The sequence below is a fragment of the Agrobacterium tumefaciens str. B6 genome (assembly GCF_001541315.1).
In the GTDB taxonomy this organism is placed as follows: Bacteria; Pseudomonadota; Alphaproteobacteria; order Rhizobiales; family Rhizobiaceae; genus Agrobacterium; species Agrobacterium radiobacter.
The window spans coordinates 259,279-277,537 of record NZ_LMVK01000012.1 but is presented as its reverse complement, the minus strand read 5'-3'; the positions used below and the strand labels follow the sequence as shown (position 1 = coordinate 277,537).

Here is an 18,259-nt window from a genome sequence, read left to right as displayed (position 1 = left end):
GGGTCTTTCCGTGACATATGCATCCCTGCCGCTTGCCCTGACACAGGGAGATCCAGCCGGTATCGGCCCCGACATCGCCATCACCGCCTGGGCAAAGCGCCGGGAGAGCGGCGTGCCGCCCTTCATCTTCATCGGCGACCCCGATGTGGTGGCGAGCCGTGCAGCGCTGATCGGCATTCCGGTCAATATCGAGACCTGCGATGCGGAGAATGCCGTCGGCCTGTTCGAACGCGCTTTCCCCATCCTCCCGCTTCCTGTCGGCTTCGAAGTGCAGGCCGGCCAGCCGCATGTCGGCGCGGCCCATGCCACGATCAAGGCCATCGAGACCGCCGTTTCCCTGACGGTCGAGGGCAAAGCTGCTGCCGTTGTCACCAATCCGATCGCGAAATCGGTGCTATACGAGGCGGGCTTCGGCTTCCCCGGTCATACGGAGTTTCTGGCCGATCTCGCCTTGCGCCAGACCGGCGAACAGGTGACGCCTGTCATGATGATTGCCGGACCCAAGGTCCGTGTCGTCCCGGTGACGATCCACATCCCCGTGAAAGACGTGCCGGCAGCCCTGACGGAAGAACTGATCGTCACGACCTGCCAGATCATCGATGCCGATCTCCGGCAAAAATTCGGCATCGAGGCGCCGCGTCTGGCGGTTGCCGGCCTCAACCCACATGCGGGTGAAGATGGCGCACTCGGCACCGAGGATCGCGATATCGTTCACCCGGCGACAATGCGGTGGCGGAAGGACGGGATCGATGCCTTCGGCCCCCTGCCCGCCGACACCATGTTCCACGATGCTGCCCGCAAGCGGTATGACGTGGCGGTGTGCATGTATCATGATCAGGCGCTGATCCCCGCCAAGGCGCTCGGCTTTGACGATTCCGTCAATGTCACGCTTGGGCTACCCTTCATCCGCACCTCGCCGGACCATGGCACGGCCTGCGGCATTGCAGGCCAGAGCATTGCCAATGAAGCGAGCCTTGTCGCGGCGCTGAAGATGGCGGCGGGGATTTCCGCGCGCAGCCGGGTTGGCGCATAATGGCGGCCATCGACGGACTGCCGCCACTGCGCGATGTCATCCAGCGCCACGGGCTCGACGCGAAAAAATCGCTCGGTCAGAACTTCCTGTTCGACCTCAACCTCACCCAGAAGATTGCCAGAACGGCAGGGCCGCTCGACGGCGTGACGGTGATCGAGGTCGGTCCCGGTCCCGGCGGCCTCACCCGCGCCATTCTCTCGCTCGGGGCGAAAAAGGTCATCGCCGTCGAACGCGACAGCCGCTGCCTGCCGGCGCTGGCGGAAATCGAGGCGCATTATCCCGGACGGCTCGAGGTCATCGAGGGCGACGCCCTCCAGACCGATTTCGAGGCTCTGGTTCCCGCCGGTGAACCGGTGCGCATCATCGCCAACCTGCCCTACAATGTCGGCACGCAATTGCTGGTCAACTGGCTTTTGCCGAAACAATGGCCACCCTTCTGGCTTTCCATGACGCTGATGTTCCAGAAGGAAGTCGGCCAGCGCATCGTGGCGGAAGAAGGCGACAATCATTATGGGCGTCTGGGCGTTCTCGCCGGCTGGCGCACGGTCGCGGAAATGGCCTTCGACGTCCCGCCACAGGCCTTCAGCCCGCCGCCAAAAGTGACCTCCACCGTCGTGCACCTGCTGCCGAAGGACAAGCCATTGCCCTGCGATGTTGCCAAGCTTGAAAAGGTCACGGAAGCCGCCTTCGGCCAGCGCCGCAAGATGCTGCGCCAGAGCGTGAAAAGCCTTGGCGGTGAAACCCTGCTGGAAAAAGCGGGCATCGATCCCACGCGGCGAGCGGAAACGCTGTCGGTGGAGGAATTCGTGACGTTGGCGAACTGCCTCTAAGGCTGGACCAGACACGAAAGCTTGACGACACGGGTTCCCTTCAGGTCCGCGACAGAACTTGATCTGTGGCGCGACCTATAAATTTCCGATGATGAATTTTCGACGATCGCGCGCCACGGGAAACCGGTGACACGACCACCTCTGTTAACGTGGCTGGTTCGGAAGAAACCTTATGAAAAGCGCTGCCTATTTGGGAAATTTTCCGCTTTTCACCTTGAGTGACATGATCCAGACCACAATCACCAAGCCCGATCACAACCAGTGCTTGACTCCAAACATACAACTGTAAATTATATATCCATTCCTATTGTACATTTTCCACTTCACAGTTTCAAATATCAGGGGGATCGCGTGAAGATAAGTTATGTTTTGGCCATCTCGCTATTCACGCTTTCCTCATGTGTTAGCGTGACACCTACTTTCGATGAAGCGCTGATGAAGCACGTTGAGGCGCTAAACAACGATATCGATAAGATTGATGCCGCAGTATCTGCTGTTTACGAAGATAAAACACCGTTCTCCAAGGTCGAAGGCATATACGTCGACGCAGTATCAAATGTACGTTCGGCAATTTATATTGCCGAAGGCCGCGCAACTTACCTTCGCAACCGCGTTTCCGGTAGACCCGCCCAGATTATTCACAAAGCACTGCTGATCTGCCAGGAGGCGCTGATGACACAGTTGGCTGCTCATCGAAAAGCACCCTTTAACGTTGAGACCGCGTCCACATTCGCCACGAAGGAAGCCTGTAGCGTTCCGAAGTTGTTTGAAGCCCGGTTGAAGTGAGGTTCACATGGCAAAGGCACTAGATCTGGATAAATTTGAACCGAAAGATGCGTCGGAACTCTATAAGGGCATTCTGCAGCAGGTTTCAGCGGTTCTCATTTCGCACTTCAATGAAGTCAAAAATGAAATTGCCGTTCATATTAAGTCGATTGCGCAAAAGGCATGGCTAACGCAGGCAGGCCTCAAGAACGGTACGATTTCCAGAGAGCACGCGGATATGGCCATGCACACACAGGAACTGGCCCTCAGCAGCGTGCTGCTTTATTCTGAGTTCCTCGTTTACGAGACCGTCCAGACAGTTCTGAACGCGGTTTTTGGTGTGATCGGTGCTGCAATCAGAAACCTGACGGGCTTCGATCTTGCTTTTGGGCGCAGCTAACTGGAACAGGCCTAACAAATTATCCCATACTGCCCGGGCGATGGGTTCTTCCCATCCCGGCGGATGAGTTAGCTTACCGGAAGCGCTTAAAGCTTCGGCTCTTCCTCAAGCAGCGCCCGCACGAAATCGAACATGCCGTGGCGGCGGTCACGGCGGACGCGTTCGGCCTTCACGATTGCTTCGACAGCCTCGAAGGCGGCCTGCAGGTCGTCATTGAGGATGACATAGTCATAATCGCGCCAGTGCTCGATTTCGGCACGGGAATTGAGGAGCCGGGTCTTGATGACCTCTTCGGTGTCTTCGGCGCGGCGATGCAGGCGCGATTGAAGTTCGGTCATGGTCGGCGGCAGGATGAAGATCGAAACGACGTCGGCTTTCATCTTGTCCTGCAGCTGCTCGGCGCCCTGCCAGTCGATATCGAACAGCATATCGCGACCGGCGGCCATGGCATCTTCCACCGGCCCGCGCGGCGTGCCGTAGAAATTGCCGTGAACTTCCGCCCATTCCAGCAGCGCATCGCTGTCCCGCAGACGCTCGAAATCGCGCTTGGAAATGAAATGGTAGTGGATACCGTCAATCTCGCTCTGGCGGCGCGGGCGCGTCGTAACGCTGACGGACAGGCCGATATTCTTGTCCTTGTCGAGCAGGTTGCGGGCAATCGTGGATTTGCCCGCGCCTGATGGCGAAGAAATCACCAGCATCAGCCCTCGGCGGGCAATCGTGACGGGAGAATTTTTCACCGGGACCATGGGGTCTACTCCAGATTTTGGACCTGTTCGCGAAACTGGTCGATCACCACTTTCAGCTCTATGCCTGCTGCGGTTACCGCACTCGCATTCGATTTGGAACAGATTGTATTCGACTCGCGGTTAAATTCCTGTGCAAGAAAATCGAGCTTGCGCCCTACCGGCCCGCCATTGGTCAGCAGTTCCCGGGAAGCCTGAACATGGGCGTGCAACCGGTCGATCTCTTCGCGCAAATCCGCCTTGGTGGCAATCAGCGCCGCCTCGGCATGCAGGCGGTCGCGGTCGAGCCCGTGCAGGCCATCGCCGATGAGCGAGATCTGCTGGGCAAGTCTTGCCGCGATCTGTTCCGGCTGACGGGACGGATCATTCTCGATGATGTCCACAAGCTGCTCTATGCGGTTGATATGGCCGGACAGGATGGCGAACAGCGACGCCCCTTCCCGCTCGCGCATGTCCTTCAGCTTCTCGACGGCAACCGCAAAACCGGCCAGCACATCGCTATTACGTGTGGCCTGCGCTTCAGCATCGTCTTCCGCCTCGCGAAAATCGACGAGACCCCGCAGTGTAAGCAACGTATCGAAGCTCAGCGGCTTGTCTTCAACGACATCACCAAGCTCCTTCTTAAGTGCCAGAACCGCAGCGAGCGCATCGCGGTTGATCACGGCCTCAAGCCGGTTTTCCGCAATGGCGAGCGTAAGCCCAGCCTGAATATTGCCGCGGGAAAGATGCTCGCCCGCGATTTCCCGCAAGGCGGTTTCCAGCGCTTCAAGACCGGTCGGCAGACGCAGGCGTACATCGAGCCCCTTGCCGTTCACGGACCGCAATTCCCACGCCCAGCGGTAACGGCCGGAGGTTCCTTCGCTGCGCGCAAAGCCGGTCATCGATTGCAATGTCATATCTGGAAGCCCCCCGTCATGCCGTACAAAACCGGGCCCTGTGGATCACAGGGCCCGGTCGAGATTATCAGTTGTTGGCGGGTTTTTCCGCCTCGGCCCCACCCGGCTGACCATCCACGACAACATCGGGATTGGCGCCGGAAGCAGCCTTCTCAGCCTCGATCTTGCGCCAGCGGCGCACATTGGCGTTGTGCTCTTCCAGCGTCTTGGCAAAGACGTGGCCGCCGGTGCCATCGGCAACGAAATAAAGGTCATCCGTGCGCCAGGGATTGGCAACGGCCTCAAGCGCCGCCCGGCCCGGATTGGCGATAGGAGACGGCGGCAGGCCCTTGATGACATAGGTGTTGAACGGCGTCTGCTTCTGCAGGTCAGACTGGTAAATCGGGCGATCGGACGGTTTGCCATCGCCACCGAACAGACCGTAGATGATCGTCGGGTCGGATTGCAGGCGCATGCCCTTCTTCAGACGGTTGTAGAAAACGGAAGCAACATGGGCGCGCTCGTCATCCTTGCCGGTTTCCTTCTCGACGATCGAGGCAAGCGTCACAAATTCCTCGATGGTCTTGATCGGCAGGTCAGGATCGCGCCGCTCCCAGATCATGTCGATCAGCTTGTCCTGCGCCGCACTCATCTGGTTGATGATTTCTTCGCGCTTGGTGCCGCGGGTAAAGCGATAGGTATCGGGGCGCAAGCTGCCTTCCGGCGGCAGGGCCGAGGGCAATTCGCCGTCCAGCACTTCGTCTGCTCCAAGGCGCGCGAACATCTGCTTCACGGTCAGGCCTTCCGGCAGCGACACGGAATAAAGGATCGACTTGCCGGACTCCAGCAACATCATGATGTCCTTCATCGACGCGCCGGCCTTGATCTCGTATTCGCCAGCCTTCAGCGTCTGGTCCTTTTGCAGGTAGCTGCCGGTCATCAGACGGAAGACGCGGGCGTTGGAGACGACGTCGTTGCGCTCGAGATTATTGGCGATCTCGATGATGCCGGCACCATTGCGCACCGTGAAATGGGTGTTCGTCTGAAGCGGACCGGGCTCCTGGAACGCATTGATCATGTAATAGAAAGCGGCAATGGCCAGCACACAGACCGCGACTGCAAGCGTCATCAGAAAATTCAGAAAGATTACAAGCTGGCCATGGGCCTTACGGGAGCGCTTGGGCGGCGCCGGTACTTTTTCCGGCCGCAAGGCTTCCGTCGGGGATTTCGGAATGATCGGGCCGCGATTACCTTCGCCCGCGCCGTTCTGTCCGTATGGTCCCTGGCTGTTCTGGCTCGTGTCGCTCACCGTCGGTCCTTTTCAGTTCGGCGTTGTCAGCGCTTTTTGCGCAGGTAATGCGGCAAAAACAGGTTCGGAATGCCTTCCTGCACCACATGGAGATATCGTGAAGCATATCTTTCCGCTTCACGAACATCGTTTCGGACAAAGCCGATGGAGGAAGCAGCCTGCGGCCGGAAATCACCCCGAACCGGCAAACGCTTCATAAACGACTACAATATCGGCGCGAAAACCGGAATGACTTTCGCAAGCCTCAATGCGTTCTTCAAAGGAAAGAACGGCCTTCGTCAGCACCCGGTGGGAGGGCGCCAGCGCGGCGGCAGAGCCGCCGCCGGGGATTATGCTTCGTAACGACGCAGCACGAGGGAGGCGTTGGTACCGCCGAAACCGAAGGAATTCGAAAGCGCCACGTTGACCTGCCGCTTGCGCGCCTTGTGCGGCACCAGGTCGATCTTCGTCTCGACATCGGGATTGTCGAGGTTCAGCGTCGGCGGAACGATGTTGTCGCGGATCGCAAGCGTGGCGAAGATTGCCTCGATAGCGCCCGCCGCACCAAGAAGATGGCCGGTGGCCGACTTGGTGGAAGACATCGAAATCTTCGCGGCCGATTCGCCGACGAGCCGTTCGACCGCGCCGAGCTCGATCGTATCCGCCATGGTGGAAGTACCATGGGCGTTGATGTAATCGATATCATCAGGCGTCAGGCCGGCGCGCTTCAGCGCCATCGACATGCAGCGATAGGCGCCTTCACCATCCTCGGACGGAGCGGTGATGTGATAGGCATCACCGGAAAGGCCGTAACCAACGACTTCGGCGTAAATCTTCGCACCGCGCGCCTTGGCGTGTTCCAGCTCTTCCAGAACGACGATGCCTGCACCTTCACCCATGACGAAACCGTCGCGGTCACGGTCATAGGGGCGCGAGGCCTTCTGCGGATCGTCATTATGCTGGGTTGAAAGCGCCTTGCAGGCGGCGAAGCCGGCAAGCGCGATGCGGCAGACCGGCGATTCAGCGCCACCGGCGACCATGACGTCGGCATCGCCGAGTGCGATCAGACGGGCGGCATCGCCAATGGCGTGCGCACCGGTCGAGCAGGCCGTCACCACCGCATGGTTCGGTCCGCGCAGCTTGTGGCGGATGGAAACCTGGCCGGATACGAGATTGATCAGACGGCCGGGAATGAAGAAGGGAGAAATGCGCCGCGGGCCCTTGTCGCGCAGGGTATAGCCCGCCTCGACAATACCTTCCAAGCCGCCGATGCCGGAGCCGATCATAACGCCGGTGGCGATCTGGTCCTCGTCCGTTTCCGGGTGCCAGTCCGCGTCGGCAAGCGCCATGTCGGCGGCAGCCATGCCGTACAGGATGAAAGGATCGATCTTGCGCTGTTCCTTGGGTTCCATCCAGTCATCGGCATTGAAGGTGCCGTTGGAACCATCGCCTACGGGAATACGGCAGGCGATCTTTGCCGGAAGGTCTTCGACTTCGAATTCAGTCACGAGACGGGCGCCGTTATGGCCAGCCAAAAGCCGTTCCCAGGTCACTTCCGTCCCACATCCAAGAGGAGATACCATGCCGGTACCGGTGATAACGACACGCCTCATCGCCAACGCTCCGCCCTTATCCAAATCATCGGTCTTCATGCAACGCCGGACATCAGGGATGTTCATTCGATGTTGCAGTATTTCAAATGTCAGCATAATGGCTGCGGGCGCCGTTTCCGGCCCGTGACCTCATGCATCACCCGGAACACGCGCCGCCTGGGGCATGTACCGTCTGCCTATAAAACATTGGCCCGGACGAGCCGGGCCAAGGACGGGAGGATATTGCACCTCCCCCATGAAGGTCGATCAGGCCTGGGCCTTCTCGATGAACTTTACGGCGTCGCCGACAGTCAGGATCGAGTCAGCTGCGTCGTCGGGAATTTCGACGCCGAATTCTTCTTCGAAAGCCATGACCAGTTCAACGGTATCGAGCGAATCAGCGCCCAGATCGTCAATGAAGCTAGCGCCTTCAACAACCTTGTCGGCGTCAACGCCAAGATGATCAATTACAATTTTCTTTACGCGTTCTGCGATATCGCTCATGTCGGTTTCCTCGACCTTTATTTTGAAGGGAATGCCTTACGGCACCCTGCCCTGTTAGAAGCCCTCATGCGCCGTTCAAATCCGGCACTGCTGGCAAACCCGTTCAACCCGGTCCAAGCTAGACATCGTCACGCAAAATCGCAACGGCTTCCTGTCTCTCCGGGACGACTGTTCACAGTCTTGGCCCGCTTAACATGGTTTCAATCGGTCGAAAAGCCTGAAAACGCGCTAAGCACAGCGTATGACAGGCTATTTCGCCGAAAACCAGTCGGCGGGGCCTTGCGGCGCCAGCTACCCAAGAAGGTGCTTAAACAGCGCCGCAATCCTTTTCATGACGGCCTCAGGCGCCGTCAGATCATCGCCATGCCGCCATTGACGTGCAGGGTCTGGCCGGTCATGTAACCTGCCTCATTGGAAGCCAGGTAAAGAACGGCCGATGCGACTTCCGCACCGGTTCCCATGCGCTTCATCGGAATGGCGCCCATAATGGCGTCTTTCTGCTTGTCGTTCAGCTTGCCGGTCATCGCGCTTTCGATGAAACCGGGCGCCACGCAGTTGACGGTGACGTTGCGGGTGGCGATTTCCTGCGCCAGCGACTTCGAAAAACCGATCATGCCGGCCTTGGAGGCGCAGTAGTTGGCCTGGCCAGGATTGCCGGTGACACCGACGATGGAGGTGATGTTGATGATGCGGCCGAAACGGCGGCGCATCATCGGATGTGTCAGCTCGCGCGTCAGGCGGAACATCGCCGTCAGGTTCACTTCGATTACGTTATCCCAGTCCTCGTCGCTCATGCGCACGAAGAGGCCGTCCTTGGTGATGCCGGCATTGTTGACGAGGATATCCACGCCCTCCAGTTCGGCTTCGGCCTTTTCGCCGAGCGCCTTTACCTCGGCGCGGTCGGCAAGGTTGGCCGGGAAAATCTTGACGCGGTCGCCAAGTTCCGCGGCCAGCGCTTCAAGCTTTTCAACGCGGGTGCCGTGCAGGCCGACGGTTGCGCCCTGGCTGTGGAGAAGGCGGGCGATTTCTTCGCCGATGCCGCCGGTCGCGCCGGTTACGAGAGCCTTGCGGCCTGTCAGATCTAACATGTTCCGTTCCTTCTTTAGAGCAACTCCGCAAAGCCTTTTAACGGAATTGCATCGGGAATTATCGTAAAACAAAAGGCCGTTACGGGGCGAAGCCCGTCTCAGCCGATAAGAGTGGCGAGAAGCTGGTCGATATCGGCAGCGCCGTTGACGGCAACGCCGTTCACCGTCTTGTCGATGCGGCGGGCAAGGCCCGTCAGCACCTTGCCGGAACCGATCTCATACAGCTGCGTGACATTGTTGGTGGCGAACCATTCCACCGTCTCGCGCCAGCGCACCTGGCCCGTTACCTGCTCGACCAGCAAAGCGGCGATCTCATTGGCATCGGAAACGGGTGTGGCGCGCACATTGGCGACAACGGGCACGACCGGGTTGTGTTTTTCGACCTTGGCCAGCGCCTCGCGCATGGCTTCCGCCGCCGGCGCCATCAGTGCGGAGTGGAAGGGTGCCGAGACCGGCAGCATGATGGCGCGCTTGGCGCCCTTTTCGGAAGCGATCGCCGCCGCCTTTTCAACGGCAGCCTTGCCGCCGGAAATGACCAGCTGGCCACCGCCATTGTCATTAGCGATTTGGCAGACACCGAGGATGCCGGCTTCCTCGCAGATTGCGGACACCGCATCATGCTCCAGCCCGATGATCGCAGCCATCGCGCCCTCGCCGACCGGCACGGCGGCCTGCATGGCATTGCCGCGGATACGCAGAAGACGGGCGGTATCGGCAACCGAGAAGGTGCCGGCGGCACAGAGCGCCGAATATTCGCCGAGCGAATGGCCGGCTACATAAGAAACCGTATCGGACAGCTTGAAGCCGCGCGCTTCGAGAACCCGCATGACCGCCATGGACACGGCCATCAGCGCCGGCTGGGCATTGGCCGTCAGCGTCAGCGTCTCTTCCGGGCCGTTCCACATGATATCGGAAAGCTTCTGGTCGAGCGCCTCGTCGACCTCCTGAAACACGGCGCGCGCTTCCGGATAGGTATCCGCCAGCTCCTTGCCCATGCCGACGGCCTGGCTTCCCTGACCGGGAAATGTGAATGCAATACCCATGGGATGTCGTCCTTCTTGTCTGGCCTTGCCTTTATTCTTTCGGACTTCCATTCACATTCCCGCCAGCGAAGTCAAGGCTTGAAGCCCTATGGCAGGCCTTTGTCAGGGGTTTTGCCGACCTGTTTTCCCCTTTCTTTTCATCATATTTTTTCTTGCACTGCGGCAAATCCCCATTACTTTCACCCCACCTTCCAAAACTCGCCAAAGCACCGGGACCTCTCCATGAAACAGAATCTACTGGGACGCACGGGCATCTCCGTGTCCGAAATCTGCCTCGGCACCATGACGTGGGGCACGCAGAACACAGAAGCGGAAGCCCATCAGCAGATGGACTATGCCATCGAAAACGGCGTCAATTTCTTCGATACGGCCGAGCTTTATCCCACCACCCCCGTTTCCGCCGAAACGCAGGGCCGGACCGAGGAATATATCGGCAGCTGGTTCGAAAAGACCGGCAGGCGCAATCAGGTCGTGCTCGCCACCAAGGTCGCCGGCTCCGGGCGCGATTATATTCGCGGCGGCCGCGATATCGACGCCGCCGCCATCCGCGAGGCGGTGGATACCAGCCTCAAGCGGCTGAAGACCGACTACATCGACCTCTACCAGGTTCACTGGCCGAATCGCGGCACCTACCATTTCCGTGGCGCCTGGGGCTTCGACGCCTCCGCTCAGGACAAGAAGCGTACGCTTGCCGAAATCACCGAAAAGCTGGAGACGCTCGGAGAACTGGTGAAGGCCGGCAAGATCCGCGCCATTGGCCTCTCCAACGAAAGCGCCTGGGGCACGCAGAAATATATCGATATCGCGGAAGCGAACGGCCTGCCGCGCGTCGCCACCATTCAGAACGAATATAACCTGCTGTACCGCAGCTTCGATCTCGACATGGCGGAAGTCGCCCATCACGAAGATGTCGGCCTGCTCGCCTATTCGCCGCTTGCGGCGGGTCTGCTGACCGGCAAATACCAGAACGGCGCGCGCCCGGCGGGATCACGCGCCTCCATCAACAAGGATCTCGGCGGCCGGTTGCAGCCGCTGCAGGAAGCGCCGGTCAAGGCCTATCTAAAGCTTGCCGCCGAGCATGGGATCGATCCGGCCCAACTCGCCATCGCCTTCTGCCTGACACGCCCCTTCATGGCCTCGGCCATCATCGGCGCAACGACGATGGAGCAGTTGAAGGTGGATATCGCGGCGGCGGATGTGACGCTGTCGGAAGAGGTGCTGACGGGTATTGCCGCGATCCATCGGCAATATCCGATGGCGATCTAAGGTAGCTGGTTGCCATGGCCGTCCCCGAAAGCGCAACGGAACTGCGAACTGCAATCGAAAGCAGTTTTGAAAAGCTGATGCGCGAATTGGAAACAGTCCCGGTGGACCTTGCCGGGACGAGAGACATGGACGGCCATGCAGCCGGTACGCTGATGAGCGTCAACGACCTCGTCGCCTATCTGATTGGCTGGGGAGAGCTGGTGCTGAAGTGGATATCGCTTCGCGCCGAAGGTCGTGAACCGGATTTTCCCGAAACAGGCTATAAGTGGAATGCGCTGGGAGCCTTGGCGCAGAAATTCTACGGCGACTACGTCTCCCTGTCTTTCGCCGAACGGCAGGAGCGACTGGACAGTGTGAAAAGACGGATCATCGACGCCATCAACGCATATGATCCGCATCAGCTTTACGCCCCCGGCTGGTACGGCAAATGGTCGCTTGGCCGTATGATCCAGTTCAACACGTCCTCGCCCTACGTTAACGCCCGCGGACGGCTGCGAAAATGGAAGAAAGCCAGAGGAATAGCTTGATTTTGCGGTGCGGGGTTGTTTTCTGCGGAAAAATCCGTATAAGCGCGCTGTTCATAACACCCGGTCCAATTGGCTGGTGGCTGAACGGAGGGCTGGTTCCGGTAACGGAACAGCAGGAACCATAAGGTTTTTCCGGCCTCCCGTGTCTCCGCTCTCGACCGTCTCGAACAACGCTTTTCTTGCTTTAAGGCTTTACCGCCTACCCAAGAGCAGTCGTTGAGGCTTAGCGCCGTTGCCGGGTGAAGGACGAAACGCAAGAAAGGCAAAGCTTAAATGGCTCTTTACGAACACATCTTCCTTGCCCGGCAGGATATTTCTGCCCAGCAGGTCGACGCACTTGTCGAGCAGTACAAGGGCGTTATCGAATCGTTCGGCGGTAAAGTCGGACGCGTCGAGAACTGGGGTCTGAAGTCCCTCACCTACCGCATCAAGAAGAACCGCAAGGCTCACTACGCTCTCATGGACATCGACGCTCCGGCGGCCGCCATCCATGAAGTCGAGCGCCAGATGCGCATCAACGAAGACGTTCTTCGCTACATGACCATCGCCGTCGAAGCCCACGAAGAAGGCCCGTCCGCGATGATGCAGAAGCGCGATCGCGACGACCGTCCGCGCCGTGACGGCGACCGTCCGGACCGTGGCCCGCGTGAAGATCGTGGTCCCCGCGCACCGCGCGAAGGTGGCTTCGGCGACCGTGAAGACCGTCCGCGCCGTCCGCGCGAAGACCGTGCATAAGAAGGAGTTTTGACCAATGGCTGACGCATCCTCTTCCCAGGCACGCCGCCCGTTCCACCGCCGTCGCAAGACGTGCCCCTTCTCCGGCGCCAACGCTCCGAAGATCGACTACAAGGACGTACGTCTCCTGCAGCGCTACATTTCCGAGCGCGGCAAGATCGTTCCGTCCCGCATCACGGCCGTTTCCCAGAAGAAGCAGCGCGAACTCGCCCAGGCGATCAAGCGCGCCCGCTTCCTCGGCCTGCTGCCCTACGTTGTAGCGTAATGAATTAAAGCGAGGCTGCGGTTTATCGCGGCCTCGTTTTTCTCGAGCAGCTGACTCTTGATCAGCGGGTCGAAAATTATAATCCTTCCGCGTTGGGCGCGGATCGATACTCTGAAAAACCCATGTTGGGGATGAGGCTCTCAGGAGCGATCCTCTAACTGCTTAAGTTTCAGCAGGACAGCGAAGTGCAGAAGTTGAACCAGACAGTGCTGATCTCCGGCGTTCTCGCCGGCATATGCGCCGCGTTTCTGACGCTTGGCGCAACGGCACAGTCGTCTCTGTCCTTCCTGCTTTATGCCGGTTCCGCCATGCCGATCTTCATCGCCGGCATGGGCTGGGGCAACCGCGCCGCCATTATCGCGATCATCACCACGGCCATCATCGGCGCGCTGGTCATGTCGCCGCTTTTTGCGCTGACCATCGCAATCTTCACGCTGATCCCGGCGGGCTGGCTTTCGCATCTCGCCAATCTGGCGCGTCCGGCCTCCGAACTCGGCGGTCCGGATGATCTGCTTGCCTGGTATCCGCTTTCCGGCATCGTCCTGCATCTGTGCATTCTGGTTTCCGTCGCCGTCGTCATTCTCGGCTGGATGATCGGTTACGGTCCCGATCTCGTCACGCGTATGATCGACATGATTATGACCTCGGTTCAGAACCGCGAACCGTTGTTCGAACCCGATGTCGAGGCACTGGCGCGGACGAAGTCCCTGTTTGTACTTCTGCTGCCGATCGTTCAGGGCGGTCTCTGGGTCATCCTGCTGTTTGCCGCCTATTATTTCGCGACGCGAGTGGTCGGCACCTTCGGCAAGGGTCTGCGCCCGCGCGAGGACATCGCTTCGGCGCTGCGCATGCACCGCAACGCCATCTTCATCTTCCTCTCCGGCATCGTCGCCATCTTCCTCGGCGGCGTCGCGGCCATGGTCGGCGCAGTCATCTGCGGCACCTTCGGCGCGGGCTTCCTGATGGCGGGTTACGCCTCGTTGCACAAGCGCGCCCGCGGCAAGGACTGGCGGCTGCCGGTTCTCATTCTCGCATATCTTTCGGCGGTCTTTGTCTTTCCGCTGTTCATCATTCTCGTGTTCGGCCTGAGCGACGTGCGCAGCACGATCTCTCTTACACCGGCGCGGAAAACCGACAATTCGAACGAAACCAAACCATAGAAAGGATCAAGAAGATGGACGTCATTCTTCTCGAACGCATCAACAAGCTCGGCCAGATGGGCGAAACCGTAAAGGTTCGCGACGGCTACGCCCGTAACTTCCTGCTGCCGCAGGGCAAGGCGCTGCGCGCCAACGCCACCAACAAGGCACGTTTCGAAACCGAGCGCGCAACGCTCGAAGCCCGTAACCTCGAGCGCAAGTCGGAAGCCCAGAAGGTTGCCGAAGCACTCGAAGGCAAGTCCTTCATCGTCGTCCGTTCGGCTGGCGAAACCGGCCAGCTCTACGGCTCTGTCGCTGCTCGTGACGTCGTTGAAATCCTGGCTGCCGAAGGCTTCAACATCGGCCGCAACCAGGTTGAACTGAACACGCCGATCAAGACCATCGGCCTGCACAACGTCACCCTGCACCTGCATGCCGAAGTCGAGCTGCAGGTTGAGCTGAACGTTGCCCGTTCGGCTGAAGAAGCAGAGCGTCAGGCCAAGGGCGAAAGCCTCACCTCCGCTGACGCCATCTACGGCGTTGACGAAGACGCACTGCGTCCGGAAGACTTCTTCGATCCGGAAGCTGATCGCGACGGCGACGACGAATAAGATTTGGCTTAAAGGTCAAAGGAAAACCCCGGATGGCGACATCCGGGGTTTTTTGTTTGCATGGAATGTGTGGAGAGATACCCCCCTCTGCCCTGCCGGGCATCTCCCCCTCAAGGGGGGAGATCGACCCGCGGCGAGGTCACGGCCATCTCAACGTTTGAGAATGAAGCAACGGCAGAGCTTCTTGCTGATCTCCCCCTTGAGCGGGAGATGTCCGGCAGGAGAGAGGGGGTGCCCGCTATCCGCAGCCTCTACGCCCAACTACTTCGCCGCCGTCTCAGCCCCCTCAGGCGCCTTGCTCTTATCCACATGCACCACCACCGACATGCCCGGCGAAAGCTCCGCCGCAAGCGGCTGATCCGCATCGATCGCAATCCGCACGCCGAGACGCTGGGCGATCTTCACGAAATTACCCGTCGCATTGTCAGGCTTGATGACGGCGAATTCCGAACCCGTTGCGGGCGAAAACCGCTCCACATGGCCGGTCAGCTTGCGGCGATGCAGGGCATCCACGGAGATCGTTACGGGCTGGCCCACCTGCATGCCGGCAAGCTGGGTTTCCTTGAAATTGGCGATGACCCAGACATCGTGCGGCACGACGGCCATCAATTGTGTTCCGGCGGTGACATATTGACCAGTGCGCACGCCGACCTCGCCGAGCCTGCCATCCACGGGAGCGTGGATTTCGGTATTGGCGAGATCGATCCGGGCGAGCTCGACGGCGGCCTCGGCATTGGCGACGGCCGCCTGCAGCGAGCTGCGGTTGACGATGATGGTCTGCAGATCCTGCCGCGAGACCTCAAGCGCCGCCTTGGCCTGGGAGAGCGACGCCCTCGCCTTTTCAAGCCCGGCATGGGCTTCTTCTTGCAGGCTGGAGGTGCCGGCGCCGCTCTTGATGAGATTATCCTGCCGGTCGGAGGCGAGCTGCGCCTGTTTCAGCGACGCCTCGGCACTGTCGACCGCCGCTTCACTCGAGCGGATATTGGCGTTGGCGGCATTTTCCTGCTGGCGGGAATTGTCGAGTGCGGCCTTGTGGGTATCGAGCGTTGCTTCCGCCTGCGCCTGCTTCTGGCGGTAGATACGGTCATCGATCTTCGCGAGCAGCGCGCCCTGGCTGACTTCCTGATAATCCTTCACCGGCACGTCCACGACATAACCGCTCACCTGCGGGCTCATCGTCGTGACATAACCCCGTACGAAGGCGTTGTCGGTCATTTCGACGGTGGAAAGGAACGGCGGCAGCCGCCAGGCGTAAAGCACCAGCGCCACGCCGGCGAGACCGCCGAGCAGCACGAGAATGGAAACGGGGGTAAAAAACTTCTTCAGCATTTTGTCACTCTTGGAATGTTCAAGACTGTGGTGCCGGTGCGGCATCGATGTCTTCCCGGAAAAGGAAAGGACGGATGCGCAGCCATGCAAGGTGGATCAAAAGCGCGGCCAACGCCAGCGCGGAAACGACTGAAATCAGCAGGAACGTGTCATTATAAGCAAGCACATAGGCTTCCCTGCTGACCTGCTGGCCAAGCAGTGACAGCCCCTCTGCCTTCAGCAATGCCGGATCGGTGATGACATGGCTGTAAGCGCCGGAAAGCTGTGAGACACGCTGGGCGACCATGGGATTGGTAAGCAGGATATTTTCCACCAGAATATTGGAGTGGAACTTCTCCCGCAGCGTTACGAAACTGCCAAGCAGGCCGGTCATCAGCATCGAACCCGTGATCTGCGTGAACAGGAAGATGGTGATGAAGTTCACCAGATAGGGTGCACCCCGGGCCAGCGCGGCGGCGAAACCCTTGGCCATGACGGGCGGCAGGAACATGGCCGCGCCAAAGGCGATCATCATCTGGCTGAGATACATCTCACCCGGCCGCGTCAGATTGTTGGACTGGCTATCCATGAATGAACCGGCGGCGATCAGCGCCAGCGCAATCACATGGGCGGTATCGACGTATTTCGTCAGCATCAGCCAGGCACAGGCCGCACCGCCGAGAACGGTCGCCAAAAGCACAAGTGCATAAAGTGTCGTCGTCTGGTCGTTCAGCAGGCCGAGCTGCTGGTAAAAGCTGACCGCCGTTGAGGATTGCTCGGAGGAAACCGCACGGTAGACGAGCAGGACCGCAATAATGTGCAGGTTGGTTTTCGAGAAAATCCAGCGCAGGTCGAGCAGCGGATTCTTGCGCGGCAATTCGATGAAGGCCATCAGCGTCAGAAGTGCGATCGACGTCGCCAGAAGGACGCCCAGCCACCATGTTTCGAACCACCAGTAGAACCGGCCGAGGGTGAGCATGACCGCCAGACAGCCGAGACCGCCTGCAAACAAGAGATAGCTCAGAATATCCATGCGCTCGATGACTTTCGCGCGCGGCGGCGGGGTGACCTTCAGCACATAGATCATGGCGAAAGCGATCAGCGCGAATCCCACTTCCATGGAATAGAGCGCGTTCCATCCGTCGATTTCCAACAGGGATGGCGAGACGATGCGGGCGAGCGGCGCTGACAGCAACGTGCCCGTCAGCGCTATGCTGAAACCAAGCGAGAATTTCCGCGCAGGCGGAAAGGCTTCCAGAATATAGAGAAAGCCGAGCGACGAGATCGGCGCGGCGGCCATGCCGCTGACAAAACGGATGACGATTGCCGAATGCAGGTCGGTCACGAAGAGGTTGAGACAGGAGGCCACGACAAACACGATAATCGAGACTTCGGCGAAGGGCCGCAGGCCATATTGCGCCCGGACCTTGAACAGCGCGATGGAAAACGTGGCGTAAGGCGCCATATAGGCCGCGGAAAGCCACGCGACCTCAGCCACCGTGGCGGAAAACTCGCCCTGCAACTGGTAGATATTGGCCATGACGAGATTCATGCCCAGGCCTTGTGTGATGAAGAACGACAGGCCCGCAAAAATGAAGCACAGCCGCAGCCAGAGCGGCCGCTCAACCGGCTGCGGTGCGGCGGCAGCGGCAGGTTCCGGCACGGTTTCGCCCGCGCCCGAAGCGCTCATCGGCGTCACTGCCGCTTCCGGAAGGTCGGCTGGTTTGGCAGTTCCTTCGGCATCCTGGGAAGCGGCCTTGTCAGCGGTTTGCGGTACGAGGTTGCTCATGATTGCACCCTCCCGGCCGCGAGATTTTGCAGATTGGCCGAAAGCCGGCGCATGACATCAAGCGCCGTCGCCAGTTCCTGCGAGGAAATGTCGGCGGCAATCTCAGAGCGCAGCGACTTTGCCATCGCCTGCACCGTCTCGGAGGTTTTCTCGCCCTCCGCCGTCATGTGGATGCGTTTGGCGCGGCGATCGGTTTCGTCGGAACGGCGCTCGATGAGGTTCTGCTTCTCCATGCCATCAAGCACCCGCACCAGCGTCGGCGTCTCGATTTCCATTTCCTCGGCAAGCTCGGTCTGCGTCAGCGGTCCACGCCGCGAGAGCGCAAAAAGCGCTCGCGCCCGCGCAAGCGTCAGCCCGCTCTCCCCCACCCGCGCGTCGAAAAACGCGCGCAGTTTCCGGGTGAAAGCGGAGACTTCATCGAGAAGCTGTTCCTTGTCGGTCTCGCGGGACATGTC

At 59.7% G+C, this 18,259-nt stretch carries 21 protein-coding genes; 11 read left to right on the top strand and 10 right to left on the bottom strand.

Going from position 1 to position 18,259, the window contains the following annotated elements:
* The first annotated feature begins 10 nt into the window (after window positions 1-10).
* The 4 genes from pdxA (at window position 11) to ASB65_RS11505 (ending at window position 3,028) form a co-directional block, all read left to right on the top strand.
* Window positions 11-1,033 carry a 4-hydroxythreonine-4-phosphate dehydrogenase PdxA gene (pdxA, locus tag ASB65_RS11520; protein ID WP_060724192.1) on the top strand — a complete coding sequence of 341 codons (1,023 nt, stop codon included), beginning with the start codon at window positions 11-13 and terminating at the stop codon, window positions 1,031-1,033.
* A complete protein-coding gene (gene rsmA / locus ASB65_RS11515; RefSeq protein ID WP_060724033.1) occupies window positions 1,033-1,863 on the top strand; it encodes a 16S rRNA (adenine(1518)-N(6)/adenine(1519)-N(6))-dimethyltransferase RsmA in 831 nt (276 codons plus the stop codon). Before pdxA ends, rsmA begins: the two co-directional genes overlap by 1 nt.
* A gap of 351 nt (window positions 1,864-2,214) precedes the next feature.
* Window positions 2,215-2,649: a hypothetical protein gene (locus tag ASB65_RS11510; protein WP_223568481.1), complete on the top strand. Its 435-nt coding sequence runs from the start codon at window positions 2,215-2,217 to the stop codon at window positions 2,647-2,649.
* A 7-nt stretch (window positions 2,650-2,656) separates the two neighbouring features.
* A complete protein-coding gene (locus ASB65_RS11505; protein WP_060724031.1) occupies window positions 2,657-3,028 on the top strand; it encodes a hypothetical protein in 372 nt (123 codons plus the stop codon).
* 86 nt (window positions 3,029-3,114) lie between these two features.
* On the opposite strand, the gene gmk is transcribed toward ASB65_RS11505, so the two are convergent.
* The 3 genes from gmk to mltG form a co-directional block, all read right to left on the bottom strand.
* Window positions 3,115-3,777, bottom strand: a complete 663-nt coding sequence (gene gmk / locus ASB65_RS11500; RefSeq protein WP_060724030.1) for a guanylate kinase — start codon at window positions 3,775-3,777, stop codon at window positions 3,115-3,117.
* 5 nt (window positions 3,778-3,782) lie between these two features.
* On the bottom strand, window positions 3,783-4,670 hold the full coding sequence (locus tag ASB65_RS11495; protein ID WP_020810362.1) for a YicC/YloC family endoribonuclease: 888 nt from the start codon (window positions 4,668-4,670) through the stop codon (window positions 3,783-3,785).
* A gap of 67 nt (window positions 4,671-4,737) precedes the next feature.
* Window positions 4,738-5,958, bottom strand: coding sequence for an endolytic transglycosylase MltG (gene mltG, locus ASB65_RS11490; RefSeq protein WP_060724029.1), 1,221 nt, complete (start codon window positions 5,956-5,958; stop codon window positions 4,738-4,740).
* A gap of 144 nt (window positions 5,959-6,102) precedes the next feature.
* Here mltG and ASB65_RS28505 point away from each other — a divergent pair, with 144 nt between their 5' ends.
* The gene (locus ASB65_RS28505; RefSeq protein WP_162266776.1) at window positions 6,103-6,300 is read left to right on the top strand and encodes a hypothetical protein; all 198 of its coding nucleotides are present in this window, start codon (window positions 6,103-6,105) and stop codon (window positions 6,298-6,300) included.
* Here ASB65_RS28505 and fabF read toward each other — a convergent pair.
* From fabF to fabD, 4 genes are all read right to left on the bottom strand, one after another.
* Window positions 6,288-7,550 (bottom strand): beta-ketoacyl-ACP synthase II, encoded by a 1,263-nt coding sequence (fabF, locus tag ASB65_RS11485; protein ID WP_003502082.1) that lies wholly within the window; start codon window positions 7,548-7,550, stop codon window positions 6,288-6,290. The genes ASB65_RS28505 and fabF overlap by 13 nt on opposite strands.
* Before the next feature lie 246 nt (window positions 7,551-7,796).
* Entirely contained in the window at window positions 7,797-8,033 is a 237-nt protein-coding gene (locus ASB65_RS11480; RefSeq protein ID WP_003502080.1) for an acyl carrier protein, read from the bottom strand.
* 350 nt (window positions 8,034-8,383) lie between these two features.
* Complete coding sequence (fabG, locus tag ASB65_RS11475; RefSeq protein WP_003502072.1) at window positions 8,384-9,121, bottom strand: 3-oxoacyl-[acyl-carrier-protein] reductase; 738 nt, start codon at window positions 9,119-9,121, stop codon at window positions 8,384-8,386.
* A 98-nt stretch (window positions 9,122-9,219) separates the two neighbouring features.
* Window positions 9,220-10,164, bottom strand: coding sequence for an ACP S-malonyltransferase (gene fabD, locus ASB65_RS11470; protein ID WP_060724028.1), 945 nt, complete (start codon window positions 10,162-10,164; stop codon window positions 9,220-9,222).
* 222 nt (window positions 10,165-10,386) lie between these two features.
* Here fabD and ASB65_RS11465 point away from each other — a divergent pair, with 222 nt between their 5' ends.
* The 6 genes from ASB65_RS11465 to rplI all read left to right on the top strand — a co-directional run bounded on the left by ASB65_RS11465 (window position 10,387) and on the right by rplI (window position 14,707).
* A complete protein-coding gene (locus ASB65_RS11465) occupies window positions 10,387-11,430 on the top strand; it encodes an aldo/keto reductase (RefSeq protein ID WP_031234169.1) in 1,044 nt (347 codons plus the stop codon).
* A gap of 14 nt (window positions 11,431-11,444) precedes the next feature.
* Window positions 11,445-11,957 (top strand): ClbS/DfsB family four-helix bundle protein, encoded by a 513-nt coding sequence (locus tag ASB65_RS11460; protein WP_020811737.1) that lies wholly within the window; start codon window positions 11,445-11,447, stop codon window positions 11,955-11,957.
* A 273-nt stretch (window positions 11,958-12,230) separates the two neighbouring features.
* Window positions 12,231-12,692 (top strand): 30S ribosomal protein S6, encoded by a 462-nt coding sequence (gene rpsF / locus ASB65_RS11455; RefSeq protein WP_003502065.1) that lies wholly within the window; start codon window positions 12,231-12,233, stop codon window positions 12,690-12,692.
* 16 nt (window positions 12,693-12,708) lie between these two features.
* Window positions 12,709-12,957, top strand: coding sequence for a 30S ribosomal protein S18 (gene rpsR, locus ASB65_RS11450; protein ID WP_003502063.1), 249 nt, complete (start codon window positions 12,709-12,711; stop codon window positions 12,955-12,957).
* A 185-nt stretch (window positions 12,958-13,142) separates the two neighbouring features.
* Window positions 13,143-14,117, top strand: coding sequence for a hypothetical protein (locus tag ASB65_RS11445; RefSeq protein WP_060724027.1), 975 nt, complete (start codon window positions 13,143-13,145; stop codon window positions 14,115-14,117).
* A 14-nt stretch (window positions 14,118-14,131) separates the two neighbouring features.
* Complete coding sequence (gene rplI, locus ASB65_RS11440; RefSeq protein ID WP_003502059.1) at window positions 14,132-14,707, top strand: 50S ribosomal protein L9; 576 nt, start codon at window positions 14,132-14,134, stop codon at window positions 14,705-14,707.
* Window positions 14,708-14,968: 261 nt separating this feature from the next.
* Here the strand turns inward: rplI and ASB65_RS11435 are convergent, their stop codons facing one another.
* The 3 genes from ASB65_RS11435 to ASB65_RS11425 are packed head-to-tail and all read right to left on the bottom strand — an operon-like array spanning window position 14,969 to window position 18,256.
* On the bottom strand, window positions 14,969-16,036 hold the full coding sequence (locus tag ASB65_RS11435; protein WP_031234094.1) for an HlyD family secretion protein: 1,068 nt from the start codon (window positions 16,034-16,036) through the stop codon (window positions 14,969-14,971).
* 19 nt (window positions 16,037-16,055) lie between these two features.
* Complete coding sequence (locus ASB65_RS11430) at window positions 16,056-17,804, bottom strand: MFS transporter (RefSeq protein WP_060724026.1); 1,749 nt, start codon at window positions 17,802-17,804, stop codon at window positions 16,056-16,058.
* Window positions 17,801-18,256, bottom strand: coding sequence for a MarR family winged helix-turn-helix transcriptional regulator (locus tag ASB65_RS11425; protein WP_060724025.1), 456 nt, complete (start codon window positions 18,254-18,256; stop codon window positions 17,801-17,803). The genes ASB65_RS11430 and ASB65_RS11425 overlap by 4 nt, the downstream gene beginning before the upstream one ends.
* Window positions 18,257-18,259: the final 3 nt, after the last annotated feature.

Coding starts and splice junctions, on each gene's coding strand:
- ASB65_RS11465 (WP_031234169.1), top strand. CDS start 10,387: ATGAAACAGAATCTACTGGGACGCACGGGCATCTCCGTGTCCGAAATC.
- rplI (WP_003502059.1), top strand. CDS start 14,132: ATGGACGTCATTCTTCTCGAACGCATCAACAAGCTCGGCCAGATGGGC.
- rpsF (WP_003502065.1), top strand. CDS start 12,231: ATGGCTCTTTACGAACACATCTTCCTTGCCCGGCAGGATATTTCTGCC.
- ASB65_RS11435 (WP_031234094.1), bottom strand. CDS start 16,036: ATGCTGAAGAAGTTTTTTACCCCCGTTTCCATTCTCGTGCTGCTCGGC.
- ASB65_RS11480 (WP_003502080.1), bottom strand. CDS start 8,033: ATGAGCGATATCGCAGAACGCGTAAAGAAAATTGTAATTGATCATCTT.
- ASB65_RS11495 (WP_020810362.1), bottom strand. CDS start 4,670: ATGACATTGCAATCGATGACCGGCTTTGCGCGCAGCGAAGGAACCTCC.
- rpsR (WP_003502063.1), top strand. CDS start 12,709: ATGGCTGACGCATCCTCTTCCCAGGCACGCCGCCCGTTCCACCGCCGT.
- ASB65_RS11430 (WP_060724026.1), bottom strand. CDS start 17,804: ATGAGCAACCTCGTACCGCAAACCGCTGACAAGGCCGCTTCCCAGGAT.
- ASB65_RS28505 (WP_162266776.1), top strand. CDS start 6,103: ATGGAGGAAGCAGCCTGCGGCCGGAAATCACCCCGAACCGGCAAACGC.
- fabG (WP_003502072.1), bottom strand. CDS start 9,121: ATGTTAGATCTGACAGGCCGCAAGGCTCTCGTAACCGGCGCGACCGGC.
- fabD (WP_060724028.1), bottom strand. CDS start 10,164: ATGGGTATTGCATTCACATTTCCCGGTCAGGGAAGCCAGGCCGTCGGC.
- rsmA (WP_060724033.1), top strand. CDS start 1,033: ATGGCGGCCATCGACGGACTGCCGCCACTGCGCGATGTCATCCAGCGC.
- ASB65_RS11505 (WP_060724031.1), top strand. CDS start 2,657: ATGGCAAAGGCACTAGATCTGGATAAATTTGAACCGAAAGATGCGTCG.
- ASB65_RS11460 (WP_020811737.1), top strand. CDS start 11,445: ATGGCCGTCCCCGAAAGCGCAACGGAACTGCGAACTGCAATCGAAAGC.
- fabF (WP_003502082.1), bottom strand. CDS start 7,550: ATGAGGCGTGTCGTTATCACCGGTACCGGCATGGTATCTCCTCTTGGA.
- gmk (WP_060724030.1), bottom strand. CDS start 3,777: ATGGTCCCGGTGAAAAATTCTCCCGTCACGATTGCCCGCCGAGGGCTG.
- ASB65_RS11425 (WP_060724025.1), bottom strand. CDS start 18,256: ATGTCCCGCGAGACCGACAAGGAACAGCTTCTCGATGAAGTCTCCGCT.